Origin of the sequence: Novosphingobium sp. AP12, from assembly GCF_000281975.1 — a bacterium.
Lineage (GTDB): Bacteria > Pseudomonadota > Alphaproteobacteria > Sphingomonadales > Sphingomonadaceae > Novosphingobium.
This window is the reverse complement of sequence record NZ_AKKE01000061.1, coordinates 1-22,773: the sequence shown is the minus strand read 5'-3', so window position 1 is coordinate 22,773 and position 22,773 is coordinate 1. Positions and strand designations below refer to the sequence as shown.

The following is a 22,773-nucleotide window of genomic DNA, read 5'->3' as shown; positions in this document are numbered from 1 at the left end:
CGTCGAAGCAAAGCATCATAAACCTTTGTCCACAGCCAAAGCCGCCAATTCCGCCGCTTTACCCCGCGCCCGTCGCCCCGTTTGCACGGCTGGCCCCAAGCGCGGAGGCGATGTTCAGAAGTACTCGCGCAGCGCCTGATACACGCGCCCTACCGTGCCCATGCCGCCCAACTTGACGGTGCGGGCGTTGTTCCGCCCGAGCGCGCGGATGTCGACCGGATCAGCCGCCGCGTAAAGCACCAGCCCCGCCAGCGTCGAGAAGCCCGGCTTGACGTGCGCCTCTGCCAGTCCCGCCAGCTGCGCGACGCGGCCAATGCGGACCGGCTTGCCGATCGCGGCCTGCGCATAGTCGGCAAGACCCACGAGTTCCGCGCCGCCGCCGGTGAAGACCACCTGCTTGCCGCGCTGGCCGGTGAAGCGCATCGTCTTGAGCGCCTTGTTGATTTCCTCCATCAGCGAGCCGAGTTGGCCTGTGATGACGCCGATCAGCTCGGCGCGCGGAATGCGGTTCTTGTCGTCGGCGTGGCGGGCGATCGGGCCGGTGCCTTCCTCGCCGGGTGCATTGACCGGGATCATCTCGCGGTGGTCGGTCGGGTTGGCGATGGCCGAGCCGTTGACGCATTTCAGGCGCTCGGCCTGGAAGCGGCGGATGCCGAACGCCGAGGCGATGGCGTCGGTGATGTCGGCCGACCCCATCGGGATCGCCATCATGTCCTTGAGCATGCCCTGCTCGTAGATCGCGACGTTGGTGACCTCCCCGCCGAACTCGACGAGCGCGACGCCGAGGTCCCGCTCCTCGGGCGAGAGGCAGGCATGGCCGGCCGCGATCGGCGAGCCGACCACCGCCTCGACCTCGAGGTGCGCACTCTGCACAGCCTCGGTGAGATTACGGATGGGGGCGCCGTCGGCGAGCATGATGTGGATGTCGACGCCGAGGCGTTCGGCATGGAGGCCCTTGGGGTTGCCGACACCGTGGGCTCCGTCGAGCCGGTACTGTGCCGGCTGGGCGTGAAGCACCATGCGGCCATCGGGCTGGATGACGTCGCGCGCGGAGATCAGCAGCTGGTCGATGTCCTCCTGCTCGATGCGGCGGCCACCGATCTCGGCATCGAACTGGTCGATGCGGCTGGCGAGCCCGGCGCCGGAGCAACCGATCCAGACCTTCTGGACGGCGGTATCGGCCATCTTCTCGGCGCGGTCGATGGCATCGCGCACGGCATAGGTGGCGGCGGCCATGTCGGTGACGTAGCCGCGCTTGATGCCCTGACTGGCCCGGTGCCCGGAGCCGAGCACGACCATGTCGCCCACCTCGTTTATCCCGGCGACGATGGCCGAAATGCGGAATGACCCGATGTTGACCGCGCCGAAGACGCGGGTGATGCGCTGCGTGGGCATTAGCGTGATCCCCTCATCACTGATCTTCCGTTGCTACTGACGCGGCCGGCGCGGCGGCGGAGCTTTCGGCGGCCGGCGCCGTGTGCGGCACCAAGCCGGCCTTGAGCGCCAGTTCCTGCCCGTCCTGTTCGGGCACGCGCATGTAGATGCGGTCGCTGGCGCGCATGTCGAATGCGGTGACCTTGCCGCCAAGCAGTCGGTTGGTGCCGTCGAGCCTCGCGAAAGTGACCAGCGCCCCCGCGGATTCGCGGTCGCCCTCGGGCAGCGCGAGGACCTGGCCGGACTTGAAGGTCAGGTTCCAGCGGCGGTTGCCGATCCATTCGGCCTCGGCCACGCGCGGTTTGAGCGCGGGCGCAGCCTCGAGCAGGTGCCCGAGCGGGACCACCTGCTGGCCCGCGCCGGGACCCGAGACGATGAGCTTCCCGCCGACCTGCTTGCGGCTGACCGCTTCCAGTTCATGCCCGGTCTCGTCGATCAGCATGAAGCGGTCGGCCTTGCGCAGCACCGCGTGCGGTTCGCGCTCGACGATGTCGATGACCAGCGTGTCGGGCAGTTGTCGCGAGACGCGCGCGTCCTTGACCCAGGACAGACCCAGGAGGTCCTGGCGCAGACCTTCGATGTCGACGAGCGGCATCGCCCGGTCGCGTTCGGCCAGCGCCTTTTCGTAGACCTTGAGTTCGTTGATGTTCTTGACGCCGCGCACCTCGACGCGCTTGACCTCGAAGCCGGTCTGGCCCGCGACCAGCGCCATCTGCTTGCCCGCCAGCGTCGGCAGTCCAGCGAACGAGGCGACCACGCAGACCAGCGCCACCGCCCCGCCCAGGATCAGGACGAGGAATATCTTCTGCAGCTGCGCCTCGGTGAAGGGCAGCCAGCCCATCGCCGTGTCGAGCGCCGAGCCGGTGCGCTGCTTGGCGGCGCGCACCTTGCGCTGCGTGCCGTGGGCCGCCGCCGCCTTGCGGGCCGTGGTGCCCTTGCGCCGGATCGTCTGGCTCATTTGGTCTCGGCCTTCCCGTGGGATTTCGCCTTGGCTTTCTCGGCGTCGGCGAGCGCCTCGGCGATGATCGCCTCGACGAGTTCGGGATATTCCATGCCGCAGGCGCGCGCCTGTTCGGGGACGAGGCTGAGCGGGGTCATGCCCGGCTGGGTGTTGACCTCCAGCAGGAACAGGCCCTCGATTCCCTGCGTGTCGTCCCAGCGGAAGTCGGCGCGGCTGGTGCCCTTGCAGCCAAGCAGCTGGTGCGAACGCAGCGCGAGGTCCTTGCAGGCCTGGGCGATGTCGTCGGGGATTTCAGCAGGGCAGACATGCTCGGTCATGCCGTCGGTGTACTTGGAATCGAAATCGTAGAAGCCCGCCTTGACCTTGAGCTCGGTCACCAGCAGCGCACGTTCACCGGTATTTGGGCCGCCGATCACGGCGGTCGTCAGTTCGCGGCCGCGGATATAGGGCTCGGCGAGCAGTTCGTCGAACTCCTGCCACGGGCCCTTTACGCTGGCCGCGATCGGGTTGCCGTAGTTGCCCTCGGCGGTGACGATGGCGACGCCGACCGACGATCCCTCGTTGACGGGTTTCAGCACGTAGGGACGCGGCAGCGGATCGCGCTCGAAGATCTCGTCACACTTGACCACGCGGCCGCCGGGCATCGGGATGCCGTGGGGCACGAGCGCCTGCTTGGTCAGTTCCTTGTCGATCGCGATCACCGAGGTGGCGAGACCCGAATGGGTGTAGGTCAGGCCCATCAGGTCCATCATGCCCTGCACCGTGCCGTCCTCGCCCGGCGTACCATGCAGCGCGTTGAACACGACATCCGGCTTCGCCTCGGCAAGACGCAGGGCGACATCGCGGTCCATGTCGATGCGCGTGACCTTGTGCCCCTTGCCCTCGAGCGCCTTCGCCACGCCCTCCCCGCTCATCAGCGAGACCGGGCGTTCGCTCGACCAACCGCCCATCAGGACCGCGACGTGAAGTTTGGGCAGGCTCATGAATTCAGGCTCGTTCTGTAAAGCGGGGGTTGCAGTTCGCGGACCAGTTCGGAACAGCCCTTGTCCCAGGGGAACAGGCCGTCATCGACGCCGGGCCAGACCAGCTGCATGGCGCGGGTCAGGTCGCGGCCGGTCTCGTGCTCGGCGAACCAGATGGCAGAGTTGAAGTAGAAGGGCACGATGCACTCGGGCTCGACTTCGCGCAGGACGCAGCGGTGGCCCTTGAGCAGGCCGTCGATTTCCTTCCAGTCCTCCATCACCAGCCCCTCGCGGCACATGTCGAGGAGGCCGTTGATGACGGCGGCTGACAGCTCGGTCGAGAAGCCGAAGACGATGACCTCGGGCTGCTTCACCGTCTTCGTGAAGCCCACCGAATAGGCGAAGCGTTCCTGGTCTTCATCGTCGTCGTCGAACTCGGGCTCGATCTCATCGTCGTAAGGGTCGTCCTCGGGCTCGTCGTCGTCGGGCGGCGAGACCACGGTGATGTGGCAGCCGAACTCCTCGATGTTCTCGAGGATCTGCTGTTCGTGGCCGGCGACGTCCCAGTCCTCGTCCCTCATGGCTGGCCCGCCTTGCGCCCGACGCGCTGGATTTCCCATTCGAGTTCGACGCCAGAGCGGTCGCGGACCCGGCGCCGCACTTCCTCGCCAAGATCCTCGATCTGGGTGCTGGTCGCCTCGCCGGTGTTGAGGAGGAAATTGGTGTGCTTCTCGCTGACCTGCGCTCCGCCGATCTGGAGGCCGCGGCACCCGGCCTCGTCGACAAGTTGCCACGCCTTGTGGCCCTCGGGGTTCTTGAAAGTCGATCCGCCGGTCTTCGAGCGCAGCGGCTGTGAAGCCTCGCGAGCAGCGGAGATGCGGTCCATCTCGGCCTGGATATCGGCCGGATCGCCCGCCTTGCCCTCGAACCGCGCCGAGACGACGACGGCGCCTTCCGGCAATTCGGAATGGCGATAGGTGTAGCCGAGGTCGGCGTTCGCGAGCGTGACCAGCGATCCATCGCGCAGCACCACGTCGCAGTCGATCAGGATGTCCTTGACCTCGCCGCCATAGGCGCCGCCGTTCATGCGAACGAAACCGCCGACGGTGCCGGGGATGGAGCGCAGGAACTCGACCCCCGCCACGCCCGCATCGCGCGCGGTGGACGAGACGAGGATACCGCTTGCACCGCCGCCGCAAGTCAGGGTCACGCCGTCTGCGGTGACCTTGGCAAAGGCCTTGCCGAGACGGATCACCACGCCCGGAACGCCGCCGTCGCGCACGATCATATTGGAGCCGAGGCCCAGCGCCATGACCGGCACCGAGGGGTCAAGGTGCGCCAGGAAGTCTTGCAGGTCGGCGAGGTCCTTCGGCTCGAACAGCCACTGCGCATGGCCGCCGGCCTTGAACCAGACCAGCGGGGCGAGCGGGGCGTTCGCCGTCAGCTTGCCACGAACGGCGGGAAGGCTGGCAGCCTCGCTCACGGGGCCCTCCGCGCCTTGATCGCATCCGCCAGCCCGGCTGCCCACTTGGTGATATCGCCCGCGCCCAGGCACACGACCATGTCGCCCGGCTGGACCGTTTCGGTCAGAACGTCGGCCAGCGCGTCGGGGCCGTCGATGACCTGTGCGGAACGATGCCCGCGCGCCTTCATGCCAGCGACCATCTCGCCGCTGTCGACACCCTCGATCGGCTGTTCGCCGGCGGCGTACACCGGGGCCGCATAGACCACGTCGGCATCGTTGAAGGCGCCTTGGAACTCCTCCATGTGGTCGCGCAGGCGCGTGAATCGGTGCGGCTGGACCACCGCGATGACGCGGCCCTTCACGCCCTCGCGCGCGGCAGCGAGCACTGCGCGGATCTCGACCGGGTGGTGGCCGTAGTCGTCGATGACCGTGACCGCGCCGCCGCCCAACGCGACCTCGCCGACGTTGGTGAAGCGGCGTTTGACGCCCTTGAACTTGGAGAAGCCGGTCTGGATGCACGAATCCGAGCAGCCCATCTCGACGGCAACGCCCACAGCGGCGAGCGCGTTCTGGACGTTGTGGCGGCCGGGCATGGGTAGCTCGATCCCCTCGATCCGGCGGAAGGTGCCGTCGCGCTGGCGCAGCGCCACATCGAAGCGGTTGCCACCGGGAATCGGGGTGACGTTTTCGCCGCGGATGTCGGCCTGTGCGGAGAACCCGTAGGTCACCACGCGGCGGTCGCGCACCTTGGGGATGATCGCCTGCACTTCAGGGTGGTCAATGCACAGCATCGCCGCGCCGTAGAAGGGCACGTTCTCGATGAACTCGACGAACGAGTCCTTGATCCGGTCGAACGAGCCGTAGTGGTCGAGGTGCTCGGGATCGATATTGGTGACGATGGCGATGGTGCCATCGAGCCGCAGGAACGAACCGTCGCTCTCGTCGGCTTCTACCACCATCCAGTCCGAGGCGCCGAGGCGCGCGTTCGAGCCGTAGGAATTGATGATGCCGCCGTTGATCACGGTCGGATCGATCCCGCCCGCATCGAGCAGCGCCGCGACCATCGAGGTCGTCGTCGTCTTGCCGTGGGTGCCTGCCACTGCGACGGTGTTCTTGAGGCGCATCAGCTCGGCCAGCATCTCGGCGCGGCGGACCACGGGGATGCGGTGCTCCAGCGCGTACACGACTTCCGGGTTGTCGCGCTTGACCGCCGTGGAGGTGACGACGACCGCTGCGCCCTCGACGTTCTCGGCTACCTGCCCGATCATGACCCTGATCCCGCGCTCCCGCAGACCCTCGACCACGTAGCCCTCGGCGATGTCGGAGCCCTGCACCGAATAGCCGAGGTTGTGCATGACTTCGGCGATGCCCGACATGCCGATGCCGCCGATCCCGACGAAGTGGATCGTCCCGATCTCGGTACCGACGCCCTTCACTGCGCGATCTCCCGCGCCAGCGCTTCGCCGCCCTGAGGAGCCACGGCCTTCTCCATGCGGATCACGTCCATGATCGGCGCCGCGCCGAAGCTTTCGACGAGGTCGGCGAGGTCCTTCGCCGCGTTCGGATAGCCGCAGTTCCATGCCGCGTGGGCGGCGTTGGCGAGCGTTTCGGGATGCTGGGCCAGAGCCTGGATCTGCTTGGCGAGCGTGCCGGCCGTGAACGCTTCCTGCCGGATCGAGCGTGCGCCGCCTGCGGCCACGATCTCGCGCGTGTTGGCGGCCTGGTGGTCATCGGTCGCGATCGGCAGCGGGATGAGGATGGCGGGGCGGCCCACCGCGGTCAGTTCGGCGATGGTCGAGGCACCGGCGCGCCCGATGAACAGATGCGCACCGGCAAGACGCTCGGCCATGTTCTCGAAATAGGTGGCAAGTTCGGCCGGGATGCCGTGGCCCGCATAACGCGCGCGCACTGCCTCGATGTCTTCGGGTCGGCACTGCTGGATGACCTGCAGGCGCGAGCACAGCGCCGGAGGCAGCATCGCGAGGCCGTCGGGCACGATCTCCGAAAGCACCCGCGCGCCTTGGCTGCCGCCAGTGACGAGGATGCGCAGCAGGCTGTCCTCACCGAACTCGGGGAACGGCTGGTCGCGCAGGGTCAAAACTTCCTCGCGGACCGGATTGCCGACGAGGGTGACCTTGCTCTCCAGCGCCGGGTCGAGCCGGTCGGTCTTCGCGCTGGATGTCGCCATGGCATCGACCTTCTTCGCGAAATAGCGGTTCACGCGGCCGAGCACCGCGTTCTGCTCGTGCAGCACGGTCGGCAGCTTGGCGGCCCGCGCGGCGAGGAGCGTGGGCAGCGCCGGATAGCCGCCGAAACCTACGACAGCGGTGGGCTGGAAAGTGTCGAACAGGCGCAGCGCCATGCGGCGGCCGTCCATCACGCCCTTGATACCCTTGAGCCAGCCGATCGGGTTCTTGCCGGCGATGCGGCCGGGCGGGAGAACGTGGGCGGGCAGGTAGTCGGGCTTGCCGGGGATCGCGGCGCCGCGCTCGTCGGTCACCAGCGCGACGTGGTGACCCCGCGCATGCAGCTCGGCAGCGAGAGCGAAGGCGGGAATGAGGTGTCCGCCCGTCCCGCCCGCGGCGAGGACATAATGGCGGGAAACCAGGCTCATTGGTGGATATCTCCGATAGCGCGGAGCGAAAACTTCTCGCGCTTGATGAACGGATTGCGCCGGGTGACGGCGAGCAGCAGTCCCATGGACAGGCACATCGCCACGGTCGACGAACCGCCATAGCTGATGAGCGGCAGGGTCATCCCCTTGGACGGGAACAACTGCAGGTTGACGAGGATGTTGATGAAAGCCTGCCCGCCGAACTGCGCGGCGAAGCCCGATGCGGCGAGGACGGTGAACAGATCCTCTTCCTCCACCAGCCGCAGGATCACGCGGGTCAGGATCGCAAGGTAGAGCACGACGATGATCATGCAGGCGAGCAGGCCGAACTCCTCGCCGATGACGGAGAAGATGTAGTCGGTGTGCGCCTCGGGCAGCGCGAGCTTGCGCGTGCCCATCCAGAAGCCGAGCCCGGTCCAGCCGCCGTTTAGAATCGTGCGCTGGGCGAGGTCCACCTGGTCGAACGCGGTGCCGCCGAACAGGAAGTTGTCGATGCGGTTGCGGCCGTTGTCATAGGTGAAATACATCAGGACAAGACCGACGAGCCCCGCGCCGAAGAACATGCCTATGCGCTTGAGGTCGATGCCCGACAGCAGGATCAGCACCAGGAAGGCGCCCGAGAACAGCATCGTCGAGCCGAAGTCCGGCTGGAGCATCAGCAGCGCCGCCAGCATGCCCATCAGGCCGAAGCAGATGCCCACCACCGGGATGTTCGGATCGCGCGCCCGCCATGAGAGGATCCAGGCGAGCAGTATCGGGAAGCCGCACTTCAGGAACTCGGAGGGCTGCAGCGAAATGCCGAAGCGAAGCCAGCGCTTGGCGCCGTTCACTTCCGAGCCGACCAGCGGCACAAGTATCAGCGCGAACAGCATCGCCCCAGCCAGCAGGATGCCGAGCCGCCGCGCGCCGTCCTTGCTCAGCGTCGAGGCCCAGAACATCGCGATCAGGCCGAGGATCTGCCAGCGCATGTGAAGATAGAAGAAGTGCAGCTGCGGCAGCTTTTCGGCCGCCGTGGAAAGACGCCGTGAACTTGCCGGCGAGCCTGCCGCCACCGCGACCGCGCCGATCGCCATAAGGATCAGCACGAGTACCAGCGTCGGCCGGTCGATCTCCTGCCACCAGATCGCGAGCTGGCCGCGCCGGTTGCGGCTGTAGCGCTGCGACGAGGCGGCGCCGGTGTTCGGGGCTAGGGTCGCCATCAGCGCAGAGCCTCTTCCTCGTCGGGGGTCAGCAGCGCCTCGACGATCTGGCGGAAAGCGAGCCCCCGCGCCTCGTAGTCGCGGAACTGGTCGAAGCTGGCGCAGGCGGGCGACAGCATGACGACATCGCCGGGCTTCGCTGCGGCCATCGCCTCGCGGATCGCCTCGGCCATCATCTCGGAATTGTGGACTGGCATGTGCGGCGCCAGAATCTCGGCGAAGCGCGGCCCGGCGTCGCCGATGGTATAGGCGGCGGCGATGTTGCCAAAGAACGGCGCGCATTCGTCGAGGTTGTCACCCTTCGGCAGGCCGCCGAGAATCCAGTGGATGCGAGGGGTCGGTTCGGGCGGGAAGGCGGCGATGGCGGGCGCGGTGGAGGCCGGGTTGGTCGCCTTGCTGTCGTTGATATAGGTGACGCCGCCGGATTCCGCGACCTTCTCCATGCGGTGCGGCAACCCGCTGAAGGTGCGCAGAGCCTTGCGCCACTGCGTCTTCTTGATCCCCAGTGCCTCGACGATGCCGATGGCGACGGCGGCGTTCTGGAGGTTGTGCGGGCCTTGCAGCGAGGGCCACTCCTTCTGCAGCGGCAGCAGGTCCGCACCGTCGACCATGCGCACGAGACCCGTCGCGCGGCGCGCGGCCTCGATATGGCCGATTGCCTTGGTCTCGCGGTCACCGGTGCCGAAGATGGCGCTGCGGCCCGCACCCTGCATCTCGAACAGGCGCTGCTTGGACGCGGCATAGGCCTCGAACCCATCGTAACGGTCGAGGTGGTCGGGGGTGATGTTGAGAAGCGCCGTCACGTCGCAGTCGAGGCTGTAGGTGAGGTCGATCTGGTAGCTCGACAGTTCGAGCACATAGACGCCGCCCGCAGCCAGCGGGTATTCGCCGAGCACCGGCACGCCGATGTTGCCTCCCACCTGCGAGGGCACCTGGGCACATTCGAGCAGGTGGTGGACCAGCGAGGTCGTGGTCGACTTGCCGTTGGTGCCGGTGATGCCGACGACGCGGTGCGCTGGAAGGTCGCCCCTCGCCAGGGCGAAGAGTTCGATGTCGCCGATGACCGGAACCCCCGCGCGGGCGGCGGCCTCGGCGATCGGGTGGCGGTTGAGCGGGATGCCGGGCGACACGACAATGCCGTCGTAGCCGGTAAGGTCGGCAGCCACCGGATCGGCCAGTTCGACCTTGCCGCAGTCGATCCACTCGCACAGCTGCTGGCGGGCTTCGTCGCGGCTGTCCCAGGCCATGACCTGGGCCCCGCTCCCCACCAGCGTGGCGACGGCGGTCAGCCCCGAGCGGGCGAGCCCGAGGACCGCATAGCGCTTGCCGGCGAAGACGGGGGAGACGATCATGCCCCGGAGCCCCTCAACGCAGTTTCAGGGTCGAAAGGCCGATCACGGCGAGCACGATCGAGATGATCCAGAAGCGGATCACGACGGTCGATTCCTTCCAGCCCTTCTGCTCGAAGTGGTGGTGGATCGGCGCCATGCGGAAGACGCGGCGGCCGGTGCGCTTGAACCAGAACACCTGGATGATGACCGACACCGCCTCCAGCACGAACAGGCCGCCGACGATGGCGAGCACGATCTCGTGGTGCGCGGCAACGGCGATGCAGCCCAGTGCTCCGCCGAGGGCAAGACTGCCGGTGTCGCCCATGAAGACGGCAGCGGGCGGCGCGTTGAACCACAGGAAGGCGAGGCCCGCCCCCATGATCCCGGCGCAGAAGATCGCCAGTTCACCCGCGCGCGGCACATGCGGGATGCCGAGATACGTCGCATAGTCGACGCGGCCGGCGAGGTAGCAGATGATCGCGAAGGTGCCCGCCGCGATGATGACGGGCATCGTCGCGAGGCCGTCGAGACCATCGGTCAGGTTCACGGCATTGCCCGCTCCCACGATCACGACGGCGGCGAAGACATAGTAGAACGGTCCCAGCGGTATGTAGCGACCCGAAAGGAACGGCACGTAGAGGTTGGTGTTGAGCTGGCTGACGATGATGTACGAGGCGATGCCCGCGACGATGAATTCGAGAAGCAGGCGCACCTTGCTCGACAGGCCGGCGTGGTGGCGCTTGGTCACCTTGTCGTAGTCGTCGAGGAAGCCGATGATACCGAAACCTACGGTCACCGCGATGCAGGCCCAGACGAACGGGTTGGTCACGTCCATGTACAGGAACATGGTCAGGACCAACGAGGTCAGGATCATCAGACCGCCCATGGTGGGAGTGCCACGCTTGGCGAGGTGGCTCTGCGGACCGTCCTCGCGGATGGGCTGGCCCTTGCCCTGGCGGATTCGCAGCATGTTGATGAACTTGGGGCCGATGATCAGGCCGATCACCAGCGCCGTCATCAGCGCCGCGCCCGAACGGAACGTCTGGTAGCGGAAGAGGTTGGCAAGTCCCTCGTAGTGGAACAAATCTGCGATGAGATACAACATCTTGTGGGCTTTCGCCCTACCCTTCCTGCTTGCTGAGCGCCGTCACGAGGGCCGCCAGACCTACCGAATTCGAGCCTTTGACAAGGATGGCATCATCCCGCCGGAGCCCGAATGCGCGCAAGGTTTCGACAGCTTCCCGCACACTCGGGCAATGCGCGAAGGGCACGGGTTTGCCAACCTCGGAAGGCGGGGATTTCCCCAATTCCGCCGCCAGAGCGGCCATCTCCTCGCCGACCAGCACGGCATAGTCGACGGGGACCTCGCGGATCGGTCCGGCCAGCGCGGCGTGGTAGTCGGGGCCATGGCTGCCAAGCTCCTTCATCGCGCCCAGCACCGCGATCCGGCGCTGCGCCGGGGCGCGGCCGAGCTGCGCGAGGGTGGCGCGCATCGAGGCGGGGTTGGCGTTGTAGCTTTCGTCGATCAGCAGCGCCTTGCGGCGGCCATCCGCATCGGGCTCGCCGCCCTCGACGTCGATCTCGACGCGGGCGCCGCGGCCCGCCATTCCGCCCATCTCCGCAAGGGCGACACCGGCGGCACCTAAGTCGCCCTTGACCGCACGTACGGCCGCCATGACGGCGAGCGAGTTGATGACCTGATGCTCGCCCGGCGCGGCGACGGTGTAGCACACGCGCCGGTCGCCCATGTCGACCGTGACGAGCGAGCCGCCGCCGATCGCCGCCACCGTGTCGAGCAGGCGCACGTCGGCGTCGGCGGCCTTGCCGAACGCGACGACCTGCGCCCCGCATGCCAGCGCCGCTTCGCGCAGCGCGCCGTAGTGCGGGCTGTCGATGGGGATGACGGCGGTGCCGCCTGCCTCCAGGCCTTCGAATATCTCGGCCTTGGCGCGGGCGATCGCTTCCTCGGAGCCCAGCATCTCGATGTGGGCGGGCGCGATCGTGGTGATGACGGCGACGTGGGGGCGGACCTGACGGGTCAGCGCGGCGATCTCGCCCGCGTGGTTCATGCCCATCTCGAACACGCCGAAGCGGGCGCGGCCAGGCATCCGGGCGAGGCTGAGGGGGACACCGACGTGGTTGTTGTAGCTCTTGACCGAGCGGTGCGCATCACCCCTGCTGGAGCGGTCGAGCGCGGCGAAGATCATCTCCTTCACGCCGGTCTTGCCGACCGAGCCGGTCACACCGATCACCGGACCGCGCGCCCGCAGGCGGGCGGCCGCGCCGAGGCGTTCCAGCGCGTCCATGGTGTCGGCGACGAGGATGTGCGGGCCGTCGACCGGGCGGTCGACCACGACGGCGGCCGCGCCCTTGGCGAAGGCCATCTCGACGAAGCGGTGGCCATCCATGGCCTCGCCCTTGAGCGCAAAGAACAGGTCTCCGGGCTGCACGTCGCGGCTGTCGATCTCGACGCCGGACACGGTGAAGTCCGCGCTGGCGGTGCCTTTCACGGCACGGGCGATGGAGACGGCGTCCCACAGGACCTGCAGGTTCTCCTCAGCCGGGTCGAGCGGCCAATCGAGGATCCGGGCAACAGCTACCATCGTCTTCTACCTTCCCAGCGAGCCAGCCATTTCCCTGGCTACGGTGACGTCGTCGAATGGCAGGACGCGTATCGTGTCGCCGCTGCCGATGATCTGCCCCTGTTCGTGCCCCTTGCCGGCGACGAGGACGATGTCCCCTTCCGCCGCCTCGGCGACGGCGGCGCGAATCGCGGCTCGCCTGTCGCCCACTTCCCGCGCTCCCGGCCCCATTCCGGCCAAAATCATGGCGCGGATGGTGGCGGGATCTTCCCCGCGCGGATTGTCGTCGGTGACGATCGCGAGGTCTGCCCCCTCGCTCGCCACCCGGCCCATTTCGGGCCGCTTGCCCTGGTCCCGGTCGCCGCCGGCGCCGAAGACCGTGATCAGCCTGCCCGTGACATGCGGCCGGAGCGCTGCGATCGCGGCCTCAAGCGCATCGGGCGTATGGGCATAGTCGACGTAGACCGGCGCGCCCGAAGGCGTGATCGCCGCCCGCTCGATGCGCCCGCGCACCGTCACCAGCCGCTTGAGCGCGTCGAAGGTCAAGTGCGTGTCGCCGCCGGTGGCCAGCACCAGACCCGCAGCGACGAGTGCATTTGCTGCCTGGTAGGCCCCGATCAGCGGTAGGTCGATCACGCGCGCCTTGCCCTCGTGCTCAATCTCCAGCTTCTGGCCGAGTCCGGTGGGCGTGCGATTGACGAGGCGGATGTCCGCGCCCTTCGTGCCGACCGTGAACAGCTTCAGTCCGCGCGCCTTCACATGCGCGATAGCCTTGTCCGACCATGCATCGTCGGCCCAGACCACCGCCGTGCCGCCGTCAACCACGACTTCGTCGAACAGGCGCATCTTCGCGGCGAAATATGCGTCCATGGTCTCGTGATAGTCGAGATGGTCGCGGCTGAGGTTGGTGAACGCGCCCGCGACCACGCGCGGGCCTTCGCTGCGGAACTGCGACAGCCCGTGGCTCGACGCCTCGTAGGCAACGTGCGTCACGCCTTCGCGCGCGAGGCCGGACAGGTTGGCGAGGAAGGTCGCGATGTCGGGCGTGGTGAGTCCGGTGGAAACGGTCTCGTCGCCGGTGGTGACGCCCAGCGTGCCGATCGAGGCGGCGCGCTGGCCGGCCATGCGCCAGATCTGGCGGGTCAGCTCCACGGTCGAGGTCTTGCCGTTGGTCCCGGTGACCGCGACCAGCGTCTGGGGCACGGGCGAGAAGAACGGCGCGGCGAGCGCCGCGAATAGCCGGCGCGGTTCCTCGTCCGCAAAATGGATCGCGCCTTCGACATGCGCGTCCGGGTGGGCGACGACCGCCACCGCGCCCGCCTCGATGGCGGCGGCGATGAAGTCCTCTCCATTGAAGCGAGTGCCGCGAAACGCGCCGAACACGGTGCCGGGCGCGACCTTGCGGTTGTCGATCGCGAAGCCGGTAACATTCGCATCGGTCCCCGGGAAGGCGACACCGGCGGCGGCGCAGAGCGCGGAAAGCTTCATTCCCCGTCACTCCCCTGCGGAACCAGCGGCTTGAGGTCGGTGATGTCGATGTCGCGCGTCTCGTCGGGCATGACGCCAAGCAGCGGGCCGATGCGGGGGACGACGCGCTGGATCACCGGCGCGGCATTCCAGGCGGCGGTGCGCTGGAACGAGGTGGCGGCGGTGCCCTGCGGCTCGTCCATCATGGCGATGACCACGAAGCGCGGCTTGTCCATCGGGAAGGCGGAGGCGAACGTCGCGATCAGCGAGGACTTGCGGTAGCCGCCGACGCCCGGCTTCTCGGCCGAACCTGTCTTGCCACCGACGCGGAAGCCCGGGGCGTCGGCCTTGCGGCCGGTGCCGTAGCGCACGATCATGCGCAGCAGCTGACGGATGCGCGCGCTGGTCGAGGCCTGGAACACGCGGCGACCGGCGGGAATGGCCGAGGGATCGAGCTTGCGCAGCGTCGCCGGGCGCCAGATGCCGCCGTTGACGAGCGCGGCGTAGGCGGATGCAAGGTGGAGCGGGGTCACCGCGATGCCGTGGCCGTAGGCGACGGTCATGGTGCGCAGGCGCGGCCACTCGCCGCTCGGCCAGATCGGGAAGCCCTTGGCGGGAAGCTCGACGTAGGGACGCTCGTTCATGCCGAGCGCTTCCATCGTCTTCTTGAGCCGCACACCGCCCAGTTCGTCGGCGATGCGCGCGGTGACGGTGTTCGAAGAGTGGATCAGTGTCTCCGGCACGTTGAGCGAAGCGCCGTAGTTGTGCAGGTCGTGGATGGTGAAGCGGCCCACGTGCAGCGGCGTCGCGGCCCACTGCTTGCCCATGTCCGTCACTACGCCCGCGTCGATGGCGGAGGCGACCGTGATCGGCTTGAAAGTGGAGCCCAGTTCGTAGACCTGGTTGGTCACGCGGTTGAAACCGTGCGGCACGTCGCCCTGGCGGGCTTCCTCCGCCGAGATCACCATGTCGGTGGGCTTGACGTGGTTGGGGTCGAACGAGGGCAGCGAAGCCAGCGCGAGAATCTCGCCGCTGTCGACGTCGAGCACGACGCCTGCCGCGCCCTTGGCCTTGCTCAGCACCATGGCGTGGGCGAGTTCATCCTCCAGCGCGCTCTGGACGCGGAAGTCGATCGACAGGACCGACGAACCCGACCGGCCCTCGGCGCTGATGAGCTGGTCGTTGAACGCCTGTTCCATGCCGACCTTGCCGTGGCCGTAGCTGTCGACGTAGCCGAGCACGTGCGCCGCCATCGAGCCCTGCGGATAGAAGCGCGTGGCCTCCAGCGGATACTCGAGCGCTGGTTCGCCCAGAGCGTGCACCTTGTTGGCGTCCTCCGGCAGGATCGACTTGCGCAGATAGCACGGCTGGCCCGCGCGCAGCTTGGCGACGATCTCGTCGCGGTCGAGGTCGGGGAAGATACGCAGCAGCCCGGCGGCGACTTCCTCGGGGCTGTGCACCAGCGAGGAACCCTCGGTCATCGCCTTGGGGTTGAACCAGAGCGAATAGACGCGGAAATCGCGCGCCAGCGGCACGCCGTTGCGATCGACGATCTCGCCCCGGTTGGGGATCAGGAGGTCGCCCAGCTCGCCATGGCGCGGCGTCACGCCCGTGAAGCCCAAATAGGTGATGCGGCCCAGCGCGCAGACCGTGACCAGCACGAAGACGCCGAGAATCCACAAGGTGCGCAGCTTCGCCACCAGCAGCGAGCGCTGGCGGACGTTGACGAGCTTGCGCCGGCCGGTCGAGACCGTCGTCGGTATGGTGCCGAACGAGAAGGTCTGCGCGTTCACTGCTGGGCAGCCTCCGCCACTTCGATGCGGGCGAGCCGCTTGCCGATCGCCGCAGCGTCGCGGGCCATCGCCTCGCGCTCGGGATCGCGGCCCTTCCCTGCCTTCGGCGCTTCGGGCAGCGCGGCAGCGGTGGCGCCGCTGACCGGCGAGACCATCGCCAGCAGCGAGCCCTGCTTACCCTCGGGCTTTTCGGCGTTGGCGTAGCGGATCGGCGCGGGAGCGCCCGGTCCCGGCACCGCGCCCAGCGCCGCCAGCTGCCGCTCGCCCTCGATGTACTGCGCCGCCATCGGCGCCTTGTAGCCGAACTCGAGGTCGTTGAGCTGCTTGAGCGCCTGCTGGTTGGAGCGGGTCGCGAACTCCGTCTCGAAGAAGTCGATGTCCTGCTTGACCCAGACGATCTTCTTCTCGGTGTCGTGGACCTGGCTCTTGACTGCGTTGACGCGCAGCGTGAGGCCGATCGTCATCGCCCCGCAGACCACCAGCACGGAAATCCAGCCGATCGATCGGACACGGTCACTGGTGAAGTTCATGCGGCGCTCCTGTGGTTGGGGGTCCCAACAGGGTTTCTCGGGGGGGTAGCGGTGCGGACCGCGCTGCGCAGGGTGGCGGAGCGCGAGCGGGGATTGACGGCCAGTTCGGCCTCGCCGGGGCGGACCGCCTTGCCGGCGACCTCGAACGGCGCGGGCGCGGCGGCGGCCTGCGGCAGGTAGCGCGAGGTGGTCTTGCCGGCGCTGCTGGCATCGCGCAGGAAGCGCTTCACCTTGCGGTCTTCCAGGCTGTGGAATGTCACCACGGCCAGGCGTCCGCCCTCGCGCAGCAACACCTCGGAAGCATCGAGTGCGGCGTCCAGCTCGTCCAGCTCTCCATTCACGTGGATGCGGATCGCCTGGAAGCTGCGGATCGCCGGGTCCTTGGGGGCGTTGCTGCCCTTGTAGGCGGGGTTGTAGCCCACCGCCTTGCGCACCGCGCGGGCGAGATCGGCGGTGGTCTCGAGCGGGCGCGCGGCGACGATCGCGCGGGCGACCCGGCGCGACTGGCGTTCCTCCCCGTAGAGGAACAGCACGTCGGCGATCTGGGTCTCGTCGGCCTCGTTGCAGAAGTCGGCGGCAGACATGCCGTCCTGGCTCATGCGCATGTCGAGGGGGCCGTCGGCGCCGAACGCGAAGCCCCGGCCCGCCTGGTCCAGCTGCATGGACGACACCCCGATGTCCATCACCACGCCGTCAACGCTGTCTACCCCTGCGTCCGCCAACCCTTCGACCATTTCGGAGAAGCGGCGGGCGTGCAACACGAGGCGGGGCGGATTTTCGGCGAGTTCCGGCCATTTCCCCGGATTTCCCACAATCGCGGCGATCGCGTCTGGATCGCGGTCGAAGGCGTGCACCGTCGCGCCCGTGTCGAGCAGGCGGCGCGTGTAGCCGCCTGCGCCCAGCGTCGCATCTACGATGATGTCGCCGCCCCGGGGGTTCAGGGCGGCGACAACCTCCTCAAGGAGCACGGGGATGTGGGGCTGGTCGGGCGTACTCACTTCTTCTTCGCCTTGGCCTGCTCGGCGTCCTGCAGCGAGCGGCAGGTCGCGATCGCGGCCTCGAACTCGGGATCGTCGGCGAGCTTGTAGAGTTCTTCAGGGTTCCAGATCAGGATCGTGCGGCCGATGCCCTGGAAGAACAGCTGGTCATCCAGCGCGGCAAGGCTGGTCAGGGCCTCGGGCATGGTGAAGCGGCCGCTGCCGTCGAACGGCACCTGCTGGAAATTGTAGAGCTGCATCGCGCGCTTGTCGCGATTGAAGGGGCGGCCGGCGCCGTCCGCGCGGGCCTGCTCGGCGTCTAGCTGCGCTTCGAACTCGTCGACGCGCGACTGGCCGAAGCCGACGAGGCACTTCCACTCGGGATGCTTGGCGAGGAACAGCACGTCGCGGCTGCTCGAATCGCGCACGGTCGAGCGAAGCACGTTCGGCAGCACGAAGCGGTTCTTGTCGCGTAGAAGCGAAAAGCCCTGCCCGCTGTAGATGAACGGCTGCCCAGCCATGTCCGCCTGTTTTCGCCCCTGAAGTGACCATCCCGGACACAGCCGAGCCCTGCCCCGAACACGCACGCGCGCATCCGGGCCCCGCATCTCCATGAGACACGGCGAGACTCAGCCATTCCGATTGACCGTTCTTCTATAACGGGAAATCAGGCGATTAAAGGGAAATTTGGGGAAAGCAGGTGATTTATCCCCCGAACCGGACCGCGCGACGGCCGGGTGTTGGTCTACCCAGGGCTTTCCGGGATCGACAGGGTCGATGTAACGTCCTGGGAATCGCTGATTTTACCGGCGAAAACCCAGCAATCCCCCGCCATCCCCATGGCTTCCCCGCCCATCCCCATCATTTCCCCGAAATGCCTCTAGCAGACACACGATCGAGCAAGGCGCCGAGAATCATGCGGCGCAGTTGGACCGCGCCCGGTTCCTCCGGATTCTCGAGCAGCGCAGCGTCGGAAAGCGCAAGAATGCGGCCCTTTGCGGCCGTGCAATCCGCGACCAGTCCTTCCGCCTCGACCTGGCAGTTGGAGACCGTTTCCCCGGCCGTCCCCATTCCGGCCCCATCCCCGTTCATCCCCGAAAGGCGGAATCGGCCCGGGAGGTTCACCGGCAGGTCGCCCTCGGGCAGGCGCACGACATGTTCGCCGGCGGCCTGCTCGTCGTCGAACTCCTGCGTGAGCCCCCAGCGCGCAAGGATCGGAGAGAGCATCGCAATGTCCTGTGGGCGGCGGGGATCGCCGGGGCCGAACAGCGAATGGGCGGTGAGCATCGGGTCGGCCAGCAGCAGCACCCGGCCCCCGCCGCGTACCCAGGCGTCGAGCGCGACGTTCTCCTGCGGCATCAGCGGACGCGGCTGCGCGAGGATCAGAATGGCGGTCGCCGGGAGCGGGAGCTTGCCCGCGCCGTTCGCCAGCGTGTCGAGCGGGATCACCCGTCCGCGCTGGCGCAGCGTGGTCAGTGCCCAGTGCGGAAGTGTGTCGTCCGAGAGCAGGCCGCGAATGTCGGCGCTTTCGTTCCAGGTGATCGGCAGGCTGGAGTAGAGCCCGATCGTCTCCGGTGCCCGTGACGATACCGCCCCGCCCTCGCCGCACCCGGCCAGCGCGAGGGCAAGGAGCAGGACCGGCTTGAGGCGCACCTTACGGGGCGGCCGGCGCACCGGGTTCGCCGGAAACATCCGGAGAGGGCGTCGGCGTAGGCGTGGGGTCAGAGGCGGGGACGACGCCGATGTCGGCGAGCGGATCGCTCGCGGTGCGGGTCGGCTTGGCGTCCACCGCGACGACCTGCTGGATCGGGTCCGTCGTCTCGGAAAGCCGGAGCCGATCGCGGATGATGTTGGCGAGGCCGACGATCAGCAGCATCGCGAACAGGCCGAACAGGCCGATCTGCAATCGGTACACGGCCTGCGAGCGCAACTCTCGCGCGGACGGCGGCATGAAGTGCGTCGGCGCCTGCAGCGGTTCGAGGATGCTTTTCGGATCGACCATAAAAGGCGGAATGTTTCCTGCCATAGACGGACCGTTTATATCACTTCACGAGCCATGGGAAGACCGGCAGGCCTTTCGCCTCGAGCCACTCCGCATTGTAGAGCGAGGAGAGGTAGCGGAAGCCGGTGTCGCACAGGATCGTGGCGACGCGGGGCTCGGCCCTGCCTTCTGCGACCAGCTTGCGGCCCAGCGCAACCGCCCCCGCCACGTTGATGCCGGACGACAGGCCGAGGCACAGCCCTTCCTCGCTCAGCAGGCGAGCGACCCATTCGAGGCCCTCCTCGTCGGAGACGCGGAACTGGGTGTCGATCGGCGCGCCTTCGAGGTTGGCAGTGATGCGCCCCTGCCCGATGCCCTCGGCGACGGAATTGCCCTCGGCCTTCAGTTCGCCATGCGCGTAGTAGTTGTAGAGCGCAGCGCCGTAGGGGTCGGTCAGCGCGATCGTCACGTTCTCGTCGAAGGCCTTGAGGCCCATGCCGGTGCCGGCGATGGTGCCGCCGGTGCCGGCCGCGCAGGTGAACCCATCGATCCGGCCCTGCATCTGCTCCCAGATCTCGGGCGCGGTCGATTCGATATGGGCCTTGCGATTGGCGATGTTGTCGAACTGGTTGGCCCAGATCGCGCCCTGGGTGTCCTCGGCGAGGCGGCGCGAGGTGTGGACGAAGTGGCCGGGGTTCGAGAATGGCGCGGCGGGGACCAGCACCAGTTCGGCGCCGAGTGCGCGCAGGGTGTCCATCTTCTCGCGCGACTGGGTCTCGGGCATGACGATGATCGTCTTGTAGCCCAGCGCGTTGGCGACGAGCGCGATGCCGATGCCGGTGTTGCCTGCGGTGCCCTCGACGATGGTCCCGCCGGGCAGGAGCGCGCCCTTCTCCTCGGCGTCGCGCACGATCCACAGCGCCGCACGGTCCTTCACCGAGGCGCCGGGGTTGGCGAACTCGCACTTGCCCCAGATTTCGCAGCCGGCGGCCTCGCTCGGGCCCTTGAGGAGCACGAGCGGCGTATTGCCGATGAGGTCGAGGCTGGAGGGCTGGGCGGGCGGCGCGGCGGTCTGGGAGGCGGTCATGGCGCGAGAGTTAGGAAGACCGGAAGCCCGGCGCAAATGATTTGATCGCAAACTTGCGGGTCACCCCCGCGAGGCGCGCACCGCCGCCCCTCCCGCGAAGGGCGCGATGGCGATCAGCACTAGGCTGGCGGCGGCGGTCAGCGCCAGGCCGCTGGTGCCTCCGGTGCCGAGGCTACCGGCGCCGAAGATCAGCACCGGCACGGCCATCGGGATCACCAGCAGGCCCGAAAGCGCCGCCCCTCCGCGCAGGCCGGCGGTCAGCGCGGCGACGGTGACGCCCAGCGCGGCAAGGCCCGGCGTGCCCGCCAGCAGCCCAATCTCGACGATGCGCAGGGTTGCACCGTCGAGCCCGAGCAGCGCGGCGGCGGGGAGCGCGGCGAGCATCAGCGGCGGCCCGAAGCTCAGCCAGTGGGCGAGGACGCGCACGGCGATCACCAGTTCCTCGGAGATGCCGCGCAGCGCCCACTGGTCGAACAGGCCGAGTTCGATGTCGGGCTCCACCAGCCGGTCGAGCGGGAGGATCGCGGCGAGCAGCGCGGCGACCCAGATCACCCCGCCGCCGGTCCGCGCCAGCAGCGGCGCGTCGGGGCCCACCGCGAAGGGATAGAGCATTGCCACCGAGAGGAAGAACAGCACCGGCAGCAGCGCCCCGCCGCCCTTGCCGCCGAGCAGCAGCCGCGCGAGGTCGCGGCGCAGCAGGGTCGTCACGCGCCCCATCATGCCGCGTATTCCGGCAGAGGCAGCACGCGCATCCCGGCCAGGCGGAACGGCTGGTGCGAGGCGATCACGGCGATGCCGCCGCTCGCGCAATGCTCGGCGACGATGGCTTCGGTGAGCTCTGCCGCGTGGCTGTCGAGCCCATTGAGCGGTTCGTCCAGCAGCCATACCTGCGCCTTCTGCCCCAGCAAACGGGCGAGCGCGGCGCGCTTCTTCTGGCCGGTGGAGAGGTAGCGCACCGGCACGTCGAGCAACGCGGCGAGGCCCAGGCGGCGCAGGTGGTCGGTGCCCGCATCGCCGTCGAGCAGGGCCCAGAACGCCAGCGCCTTGCCCAGCGGCAATGCGGGATCGAGCGCGGGCCGCTCGTCGAGCAGGCCGATAGCACCCTCCACGCTGACCGAACCCGCATAGGCAGGGGCCAGCCCCGCGACGATGCGCAGCAGGCTCGACTTGCCGATGCCGTTGTGCCCGGCGACCTGCACCGCCTCGCCCGCGCCGAGCGCTAGCGACAGGCGCGCGAACAGCATCCGGTCGCCGCGCCTGCACGCCAGGTCGGTCACGGTAACGCGCGCGGGTTCAGCCTCTTGCATGGGGCGGAGCGATAGGTGAAACGCGTGGCCCTGCCAAGGAGACCGAAATGCCCATTGCCCGCCTGACCGACGCCGAAGCCGACGAAGCCCTTGCGGCGCTCTCCGGCTGGGCGCTGCGCCAAGATGGTCTCGCCATCGAGAAGGAGCTGAAGTTCGCCGACTTCAACGAGGCGTTCGGGTTCATGACCCGCGTGGCGATCTACGCGGACAAGGCGGATCATCATCCGGAGTGGTTCAACGTCTACTCGGCCGTTCGGATCACGCTGACCACCCACGATGCGAACGGCCTCAGCACCCGCGACGTGGCGATGGCGAAGTTCATCGATTCGATCGCCTGAGCCTCAACCCGTCCGCTGGAAGTCCGGCAGTGGCCAACTGGCGTCGAAGTATCTTGCGGTCGGCTCATAGAGGCGGAAGTAGGCGAACCAGCCGCGTCCCGGCACAGTGGGAATCCAGTTCCGGTCGAAGCCCTGCGGCCGCTGCGGACCGCACCACAGGTCCACCGAACCGTCGTCGTTGACCTTCAGGTCCATGCGCGACGAGCGGTCCGCAATCTTCTGGTCGTTGAGCAGCAGAGAGCGGGTGTCGAGGTCATAGAGGGTGAGCGACCAGAACAGGTCGGCCGGCGGATTTGCAGGCACCCGCAGGCGGTAGGTGCAGGCACCGTCGAGCCAGTCCCCGGCGCTGTCGCGGTAGGCACCGAGGTAGGCTGAGGACGCCGTCCCCGGCTTGTTCGGCGACATGTCGGCGGCCGCGGAATAAGCCTCGTAGAACCACGAGGCGCGCTCGTCCAAACGGTCCCAGTACTCGGCCGGATCGTCCGCATCCAGGTTGAGTGCGTGGTCCCAGTCGGCGCCGGCCCGATACTTCACGTTCGGGAAGCGGCGATCGTAGGTGTTGGCCTTCGCCATCGCCTCGCCCACCAGCGCGCCTTCCTCGAGCAGCCCGGACTGCCGGGCATCGGGTTCGAAGGGCCGCCCCCTGGCGATACCCAGCGGCTTCAGCATCTCGAGAAAGAAGTGGTCGCGCTCGGCGAGCGGCTCACGCTCGATGATGGCGGCGAGCCGCTCCCAATAGGCGAGC

Annotated in this window: 23 protein-coding genes; 1 reads left to right on the top strand and 22 read right to left on the bottom strand. The window is 68.1% G+C overall.

The genetic code is table 11. The features are described from left to right. Positions 1-114: 114 nt before the first annotated feature. The 21 genes from ftsA to ccmA form a co-directional block, all read right to left on the bottom strand. Complete coding sequence (gene ftsA / locus PMI02_RS10695) at positions 115-1,395, bottom strand: cell division protein FtsA (RefSeq protein WP_007682445.1); 1,281 nt, start codon at positions 1,393-1,395, stop codon at positions 115-117. Between the two features lie 16 nt (positions 1,396-1,411). After that, positions 1,412-2,392, bottom strand: a complete 981-nt coding sequence (locus PMI02_RS10690; RefSeq protein ID WP_007682444.1) for a cell division protein FtsQ/DivIB — start codon at positions 2,390-2,392, stop codon at positions 1,412-1,414. Then, positions 2,389-3,378: a D-alanine--D-alanine ligase gene (locus PMI02_RS10685; protein ID WP_007682443.1), complete on the bottom strand. Its 990-nt coding sequence runs from the start codon at positions 3,376-3,378 to the stop codon at positions 2,389-2,391. Before PMI02_RS10685 ends, PMI02_RS10690 begins: the two co-directional genes overlap by 4 nt. After that, positions 3,375-3,938, bottom strand: a complete 564-nt coding sequence (locus tag PMI02_RS10680) for a DUF4262 domain-containing protein (RefSeq protein WP_007682442.1) — start codon at positions 3,936-3,938, stop codon at positions 3,375-3,377. The genes PMI02_RS10685 and PMI02_RS10680 overlap by 4 nt, the downstream gene beginning before the upstream one ends. Then, complete coding sequence (gene murB, locus PMI02_RS10675) at positions 3,935-4,840, bottom strand: UDP-N-acetylmuramate dehydrogenase (protein ID WP_007682440.1); 906 nt, start codon at positions 4,838-4,840, stop codon at positions 3,935-3,937. Before murB ends, PMI02_RS10680 begins: the two co-directional genes overlap by 4 nt. Next, the gene (murC, locus tag PMI02_RS10670; RefSeq protein WP_007682439.1) at positions 4,837-6,258 is read right to left on the bottom strand and encodes a UDP-N-acetylmuramate--L-alanine ligase; all 1,422 of its coding nucleotides are present in this window, start codon (positions 6,256-6,258) and stop codon (positions 4,837-4,839) included. Before murC ends, murB begins: the two co-directional genes overlap by 4 nt. After that, positions 6,255-7,436: an undecaprenyldiphospho-muramoylpentapeptide beta-N-acetylglucosaminyltransferase gene (gene murG, locus PMI02_RS10665; protein ID WP_007682436.1), complete on the bottom strand. Its 1,182-nt coding sequence runs from the start codon at positions 7,434-7,436 to the stop codon at positions 6,255-6,257. The genes murC and murG overlap by 4 nt, the downstream gene beginning before the upstream one ends. After that, a complete protein-coding gene (locus tag PMI02_RS10660; RefSeq protein WP_007682435.1) occupies positions 7,433-8,635 on the bottom strand; it encodes an FtsW/RodA/SpoVE family cell cycle protein in 1,203 nt (400 codons plus the stop codon). The genes murG and PMI02_RS10660 overlap by 4 nt, the downstream gene beginning before the upstream one ends. After that, positions 8,635-9,987: a UDP-N-acetylmuramoyl-L-alanine--D-glutamate ligase gene (gene murD, locus PMI02_RS10655; protein ID WP_007682434.1), complete on the bottom strand. Its 1,353-nt coding sequence runs from the start codon at positions 9,985-9,987 to the stop codon at positions 8,635-8,637. Before murD ends, PMI02_RS10660 begins: the two co-directional genes overlap by 1 nt. A gap of 13 nt (positions 9,988-10,000) precedes the next feature. Then, the gene (gene mraY, locus PMI02_RS10650; protein ID WP_007682433.1) at positions 10,001-11,071 is read right to left on the bottom strand and encodes a phospho-N-acetylmuramoyl-pentapeptide-transferase; all 1,071 of its coding nucleotides are present in this window, start codon (positions 11,069-11,071) and stop codon (positions 10,001-10,003) included. 16 nt (positions 11,072-11,087) lie between these two features. Then, complete coding sequence (gene murF / locus PMI02_RS10645; protein ID WP_007682432.1) at positions 11,088-12,569, bottom strand: UDP-N-acetylmuramoyl-tripeptide--D-alanyl-D-alanine ligase; 1,482 nt, start codon at positions 12,567-12,569, stop codon at positions 11,088-11,090. A gap of 6 nt (positions 12,570-12,575) precedes the next feature. Next, positions 12,576-14,036, bottom strand: a complete 1,461-nt coding sequence (locus tag PMI02_RS10640; protein WP_007682429.1) for a UDP-N-acetylmuramoyl-L-alanyl-D-glutamate--2,6-diaminopimelate ligase — start codon at positions 14,034-14,036, stop codon at positions 12,576-12,578. Continuing rightward, complete coding sequence (locus tag PMI02_RS10635) at positions 14,033-15,808, bottom strand: penicillin-binding protein 2 (RefSeq protein WP_007682426.1); 1,776 nt, start codon at positions 15,806-15,808, stop codon at positions 14,033-14,035. The genes PMI02_RS10640 and PMI02_RS10635 overlap by 4 nt, the downstream gene beginning before the upstream one ends. After that, positions 15,805-16,338, bottom strand: coding sequence for a hypothetical protein (locus tag PMI02_RS10630; RefSeq protein WP_007682423.1), 534 nt, complete (start codon positions 16,336-16,338; stop codon positions 15,805-15,807). Before PMI02_RS10630 ends, PMI02_RS10635 begins: the two co-directional genes overlap by 4 nt. Continuing rightward, a complete protein-coding gene (gene rsmH / locus PMI02_RS10625; protein ID WP_007682420.1) occupies positions 16,335-17,336 on the bottom strand; it encodes a 16S rRNA (cytosine(1402)-N(4))-methyltransferase RsmH in 1,002 nt (333 codons plus the stop codon). The genes PMI02_RS10630 and rsmH overlap by 4 nt, the downstream gene beginning before the upstream one ends. Next, positions 17,333-17,836: a division/cell wall cluster transcriptional repressor MraZ gene (locus PMI02_RS10620; RefSeq protein ID WP_007682416.1), complete on the bottom strand. Its 504-nt coding sequence runs from the start codon at positions 17,834-17,836 to the stop codon at positions 17,333-17,335. The genes rsmH and PMI02_RS10620 overlap by 4 nt, the downstream gene beginning before the upstream one ends. A 340-nt stretch (positions 17,837-18,176) precedes the next feature. After that, complete coding sequence (locus tag PMI02_RS10615) at positions 18,177-18,968, bottom strand: DUF4350 domain-containing protein (RefSeq protein WP_036503382.1); 792 nt, start codon at positions 18,966-18,968, stop codon at positions 18,177-18,179. 1 nt (position 18,969) lies between these two features. Next, the gene (locus PMI02_RS10610) at positions 18,970-19,317 is read right to left on the bottom strand and encodes a hypothetical protein (protein WP_007682409.1); all 348 of its coding nucleotides are present in this window, start codon (positions 19,315-19,317) and stop codon (positions 18,970-18,972) included. 40 nt (positions 19,318-19,357) lie between these two features. After that, entirely contained in the window at positions 19,358-20,383 is a 1,026-nt protein-coding gene (locus PMI02_RS10605; protein WP_007682406.1) for a cysteine synthase A, read from the bottom strand. Between the two features lie 60 nt (positions 20,384-20,443). Then, positions 20,444-21,103 (bottom strand): heme exporter protein CcmB, encoded by a 660-nt coding sequence (locus PMI02_RS10600; RefSeq protein ID WP_007682403.1) that lies wholly within the window; start codon positions 21,101-21,103, stop codon positions 20,444-20,446. After that, positions 21,100-21,690, bottom strand: a complete 591-nt coding sequence (gene ccmA, locus PMI02_RS10595) for a heme ABC exporter ATP-binding protein CcmA (protein WP_007682400.1) — start codon at positions 21,688-21,690, stop codon at positions 21,100-21,102. The genes PMI02_RS10600 and ccmA overlap by 4 nt, the downstream gene beginning before the upstream one ends. A gap of 47 nt (positions 21,691-21,737) precedes the next feature. Between ccmA and PMI02_RS10590 the strand changes: the two genes are divergently transcribed. Further along, complete coding sequence (locus PMI02_RS10590) at positions 21,738-22,028, top strand: 4a-hydroxytetrahydrobiopterin dehydratase (RefSeq protein WP_007682398.1); 291 nt, start codon at positions 21,738-21,740, stop codon at positions 22,026-22,028. A 3-nt stretch (positions 22,029-22,031) separates the two neighbouring features. Here the strand turns inward: PMI02_RS10590 and PMI02_RS10585 are convergent. After that, the coding region (locus PMI02_RS10585; protein WP_007682396.1) for a DUF1214 domain-containing protein at positions 22,032-22,773 on the bottom strand (742 nt) is incomplete at its 5' end.

What these genes read in the sequence shown, in the direction of transcription:
- PMI02_RS10690 (WP_007682444.1), bottom strand. Translation starts at nt 2,392, where the DNA reads ATGAGCCAGACGATCCGGCGCAAGGGCACCACGGCCCGCAAGGCGGCG.
- PMI02_RS10620 (WP_007682416.1), bottom strand. Translation starts at nt 17,836, where the DNA reads ATGGCTGGGCAGCCGTTCATCTACAGCGGGCAGGGCTTTTCGCTTCTA.
- PMI02_RS10685 (WP_007682443.1), bottom strand. Translation starts at nt 3,378, where the DNA reads ATGAGCCTGCCCAAACTTCACGTCGCGGTCCTGATGGGCGGTTGGTCG.
- PMI02_RS10640 (WP_007682429.1), bottom strand. Translation starts at nt 14,036, where the DNA reads ATGAAGCTTTCCGCGCTCTGCGCCGCCGCCGGTGTCGCCTTCCCGGGG.
- PMI02_RS10630 (WP_007682423.1), bottom strand. Translation starts at nt 16,338, where the DNA reads ATGAACTTCACCAGTGACCGTGTCCGATCGATCGGCTGGATTTCCGTG.
- PMI02_RS10680 (WP_007682442.1), bottom strand. Translation starts at nt 3,938, where the DNA reads ATGAGGGACGAGGACTGGGACGTCGCCGGCCACGAACAGCAGATCCTC.
- ftsA (WP_007682445.1), bottom strand. Translation starts at nt 1,395, where the DNA reads ATGCCCACGCAGCGCATCACCCGCGTCTTCGGCGCGGTCAACATCGGG.
- PMI02_RS10660 (WP_007682435.1), bottom strand. Translation starts at nt 8,635, where the DNA reads ATGGCGACCCTAGCCCCGAACACCGGCGCCGCCTCGTCGCAGCGCTAC.
- PMI02_RS10610 (WP_007682409.1), bottom strand. Translation starts at nt 19,317, where the DNA reads ATGGTCGATCCGAAAAGCATCCTCGAACCGCTGCAGGCGCCGACGCAC.
- murF (WP_007682432.1), bottom strand. Translation starts at nt 12,569, where the DNA reads ATGGTAGCTGTTGCCCGGATCCTCGATTGGCCGCTCGACCCGGCTGAG.
- murG (WP_007682436.1), bottom strand. Translation starts at nt 7,436, where the DNA reads ATGAGCCTGGTTTCCCGCCATTATGTCCTCGCCGCGGGCGGGACGGGC.
- PMI02_RS10590 (WP_007682398.1), top strand. Translation starts at nt 21,738, where the DNA reads ATGCCCATTGCCCGCCTGACCGACGCCGAAGCCGACGAAGCCCTTGCG.
- PMI02_RS10605 (WP_007682406.1), bottom strand. Translation starts at nt 20,383, where the DNA reads ATGACCGCCTCCCAGACCGCCGCGCCGCCCGCCCAGCCCTCCAGCCTC.
- ccmA (WP_007682400.1), bottom strand. Translation starts at nt 21,690, where the DNA reads ATGCAAGAGGCTGAACCCGCGCGCGTTACCGTGACCGACCTGGCGTGC.
- PMI02_RS10600 (WP_007682403.1), bottom strand. Translation starts at nt 21,103, where the DNA reads ATGATGGGGCGCGTGACGACCCTGCTGCGCCGCGACCTCGCGCGGCTG.
- murD (WP_007682434.1), bottom strand. Translation starts at nt 9,987, where the DNA reads ATGATCGTCTCCCCCGTCTTCGCCGGCAAGCGCTATGCGGTCCTCGGG.
- mraY (WP_007682433.1), bottom strand. Translation starts at nt 11,071, where the DNA reads ATGTTGTATCTCATCGCAGATTTGTTCCACTACGAGGGACTTGCCAAC.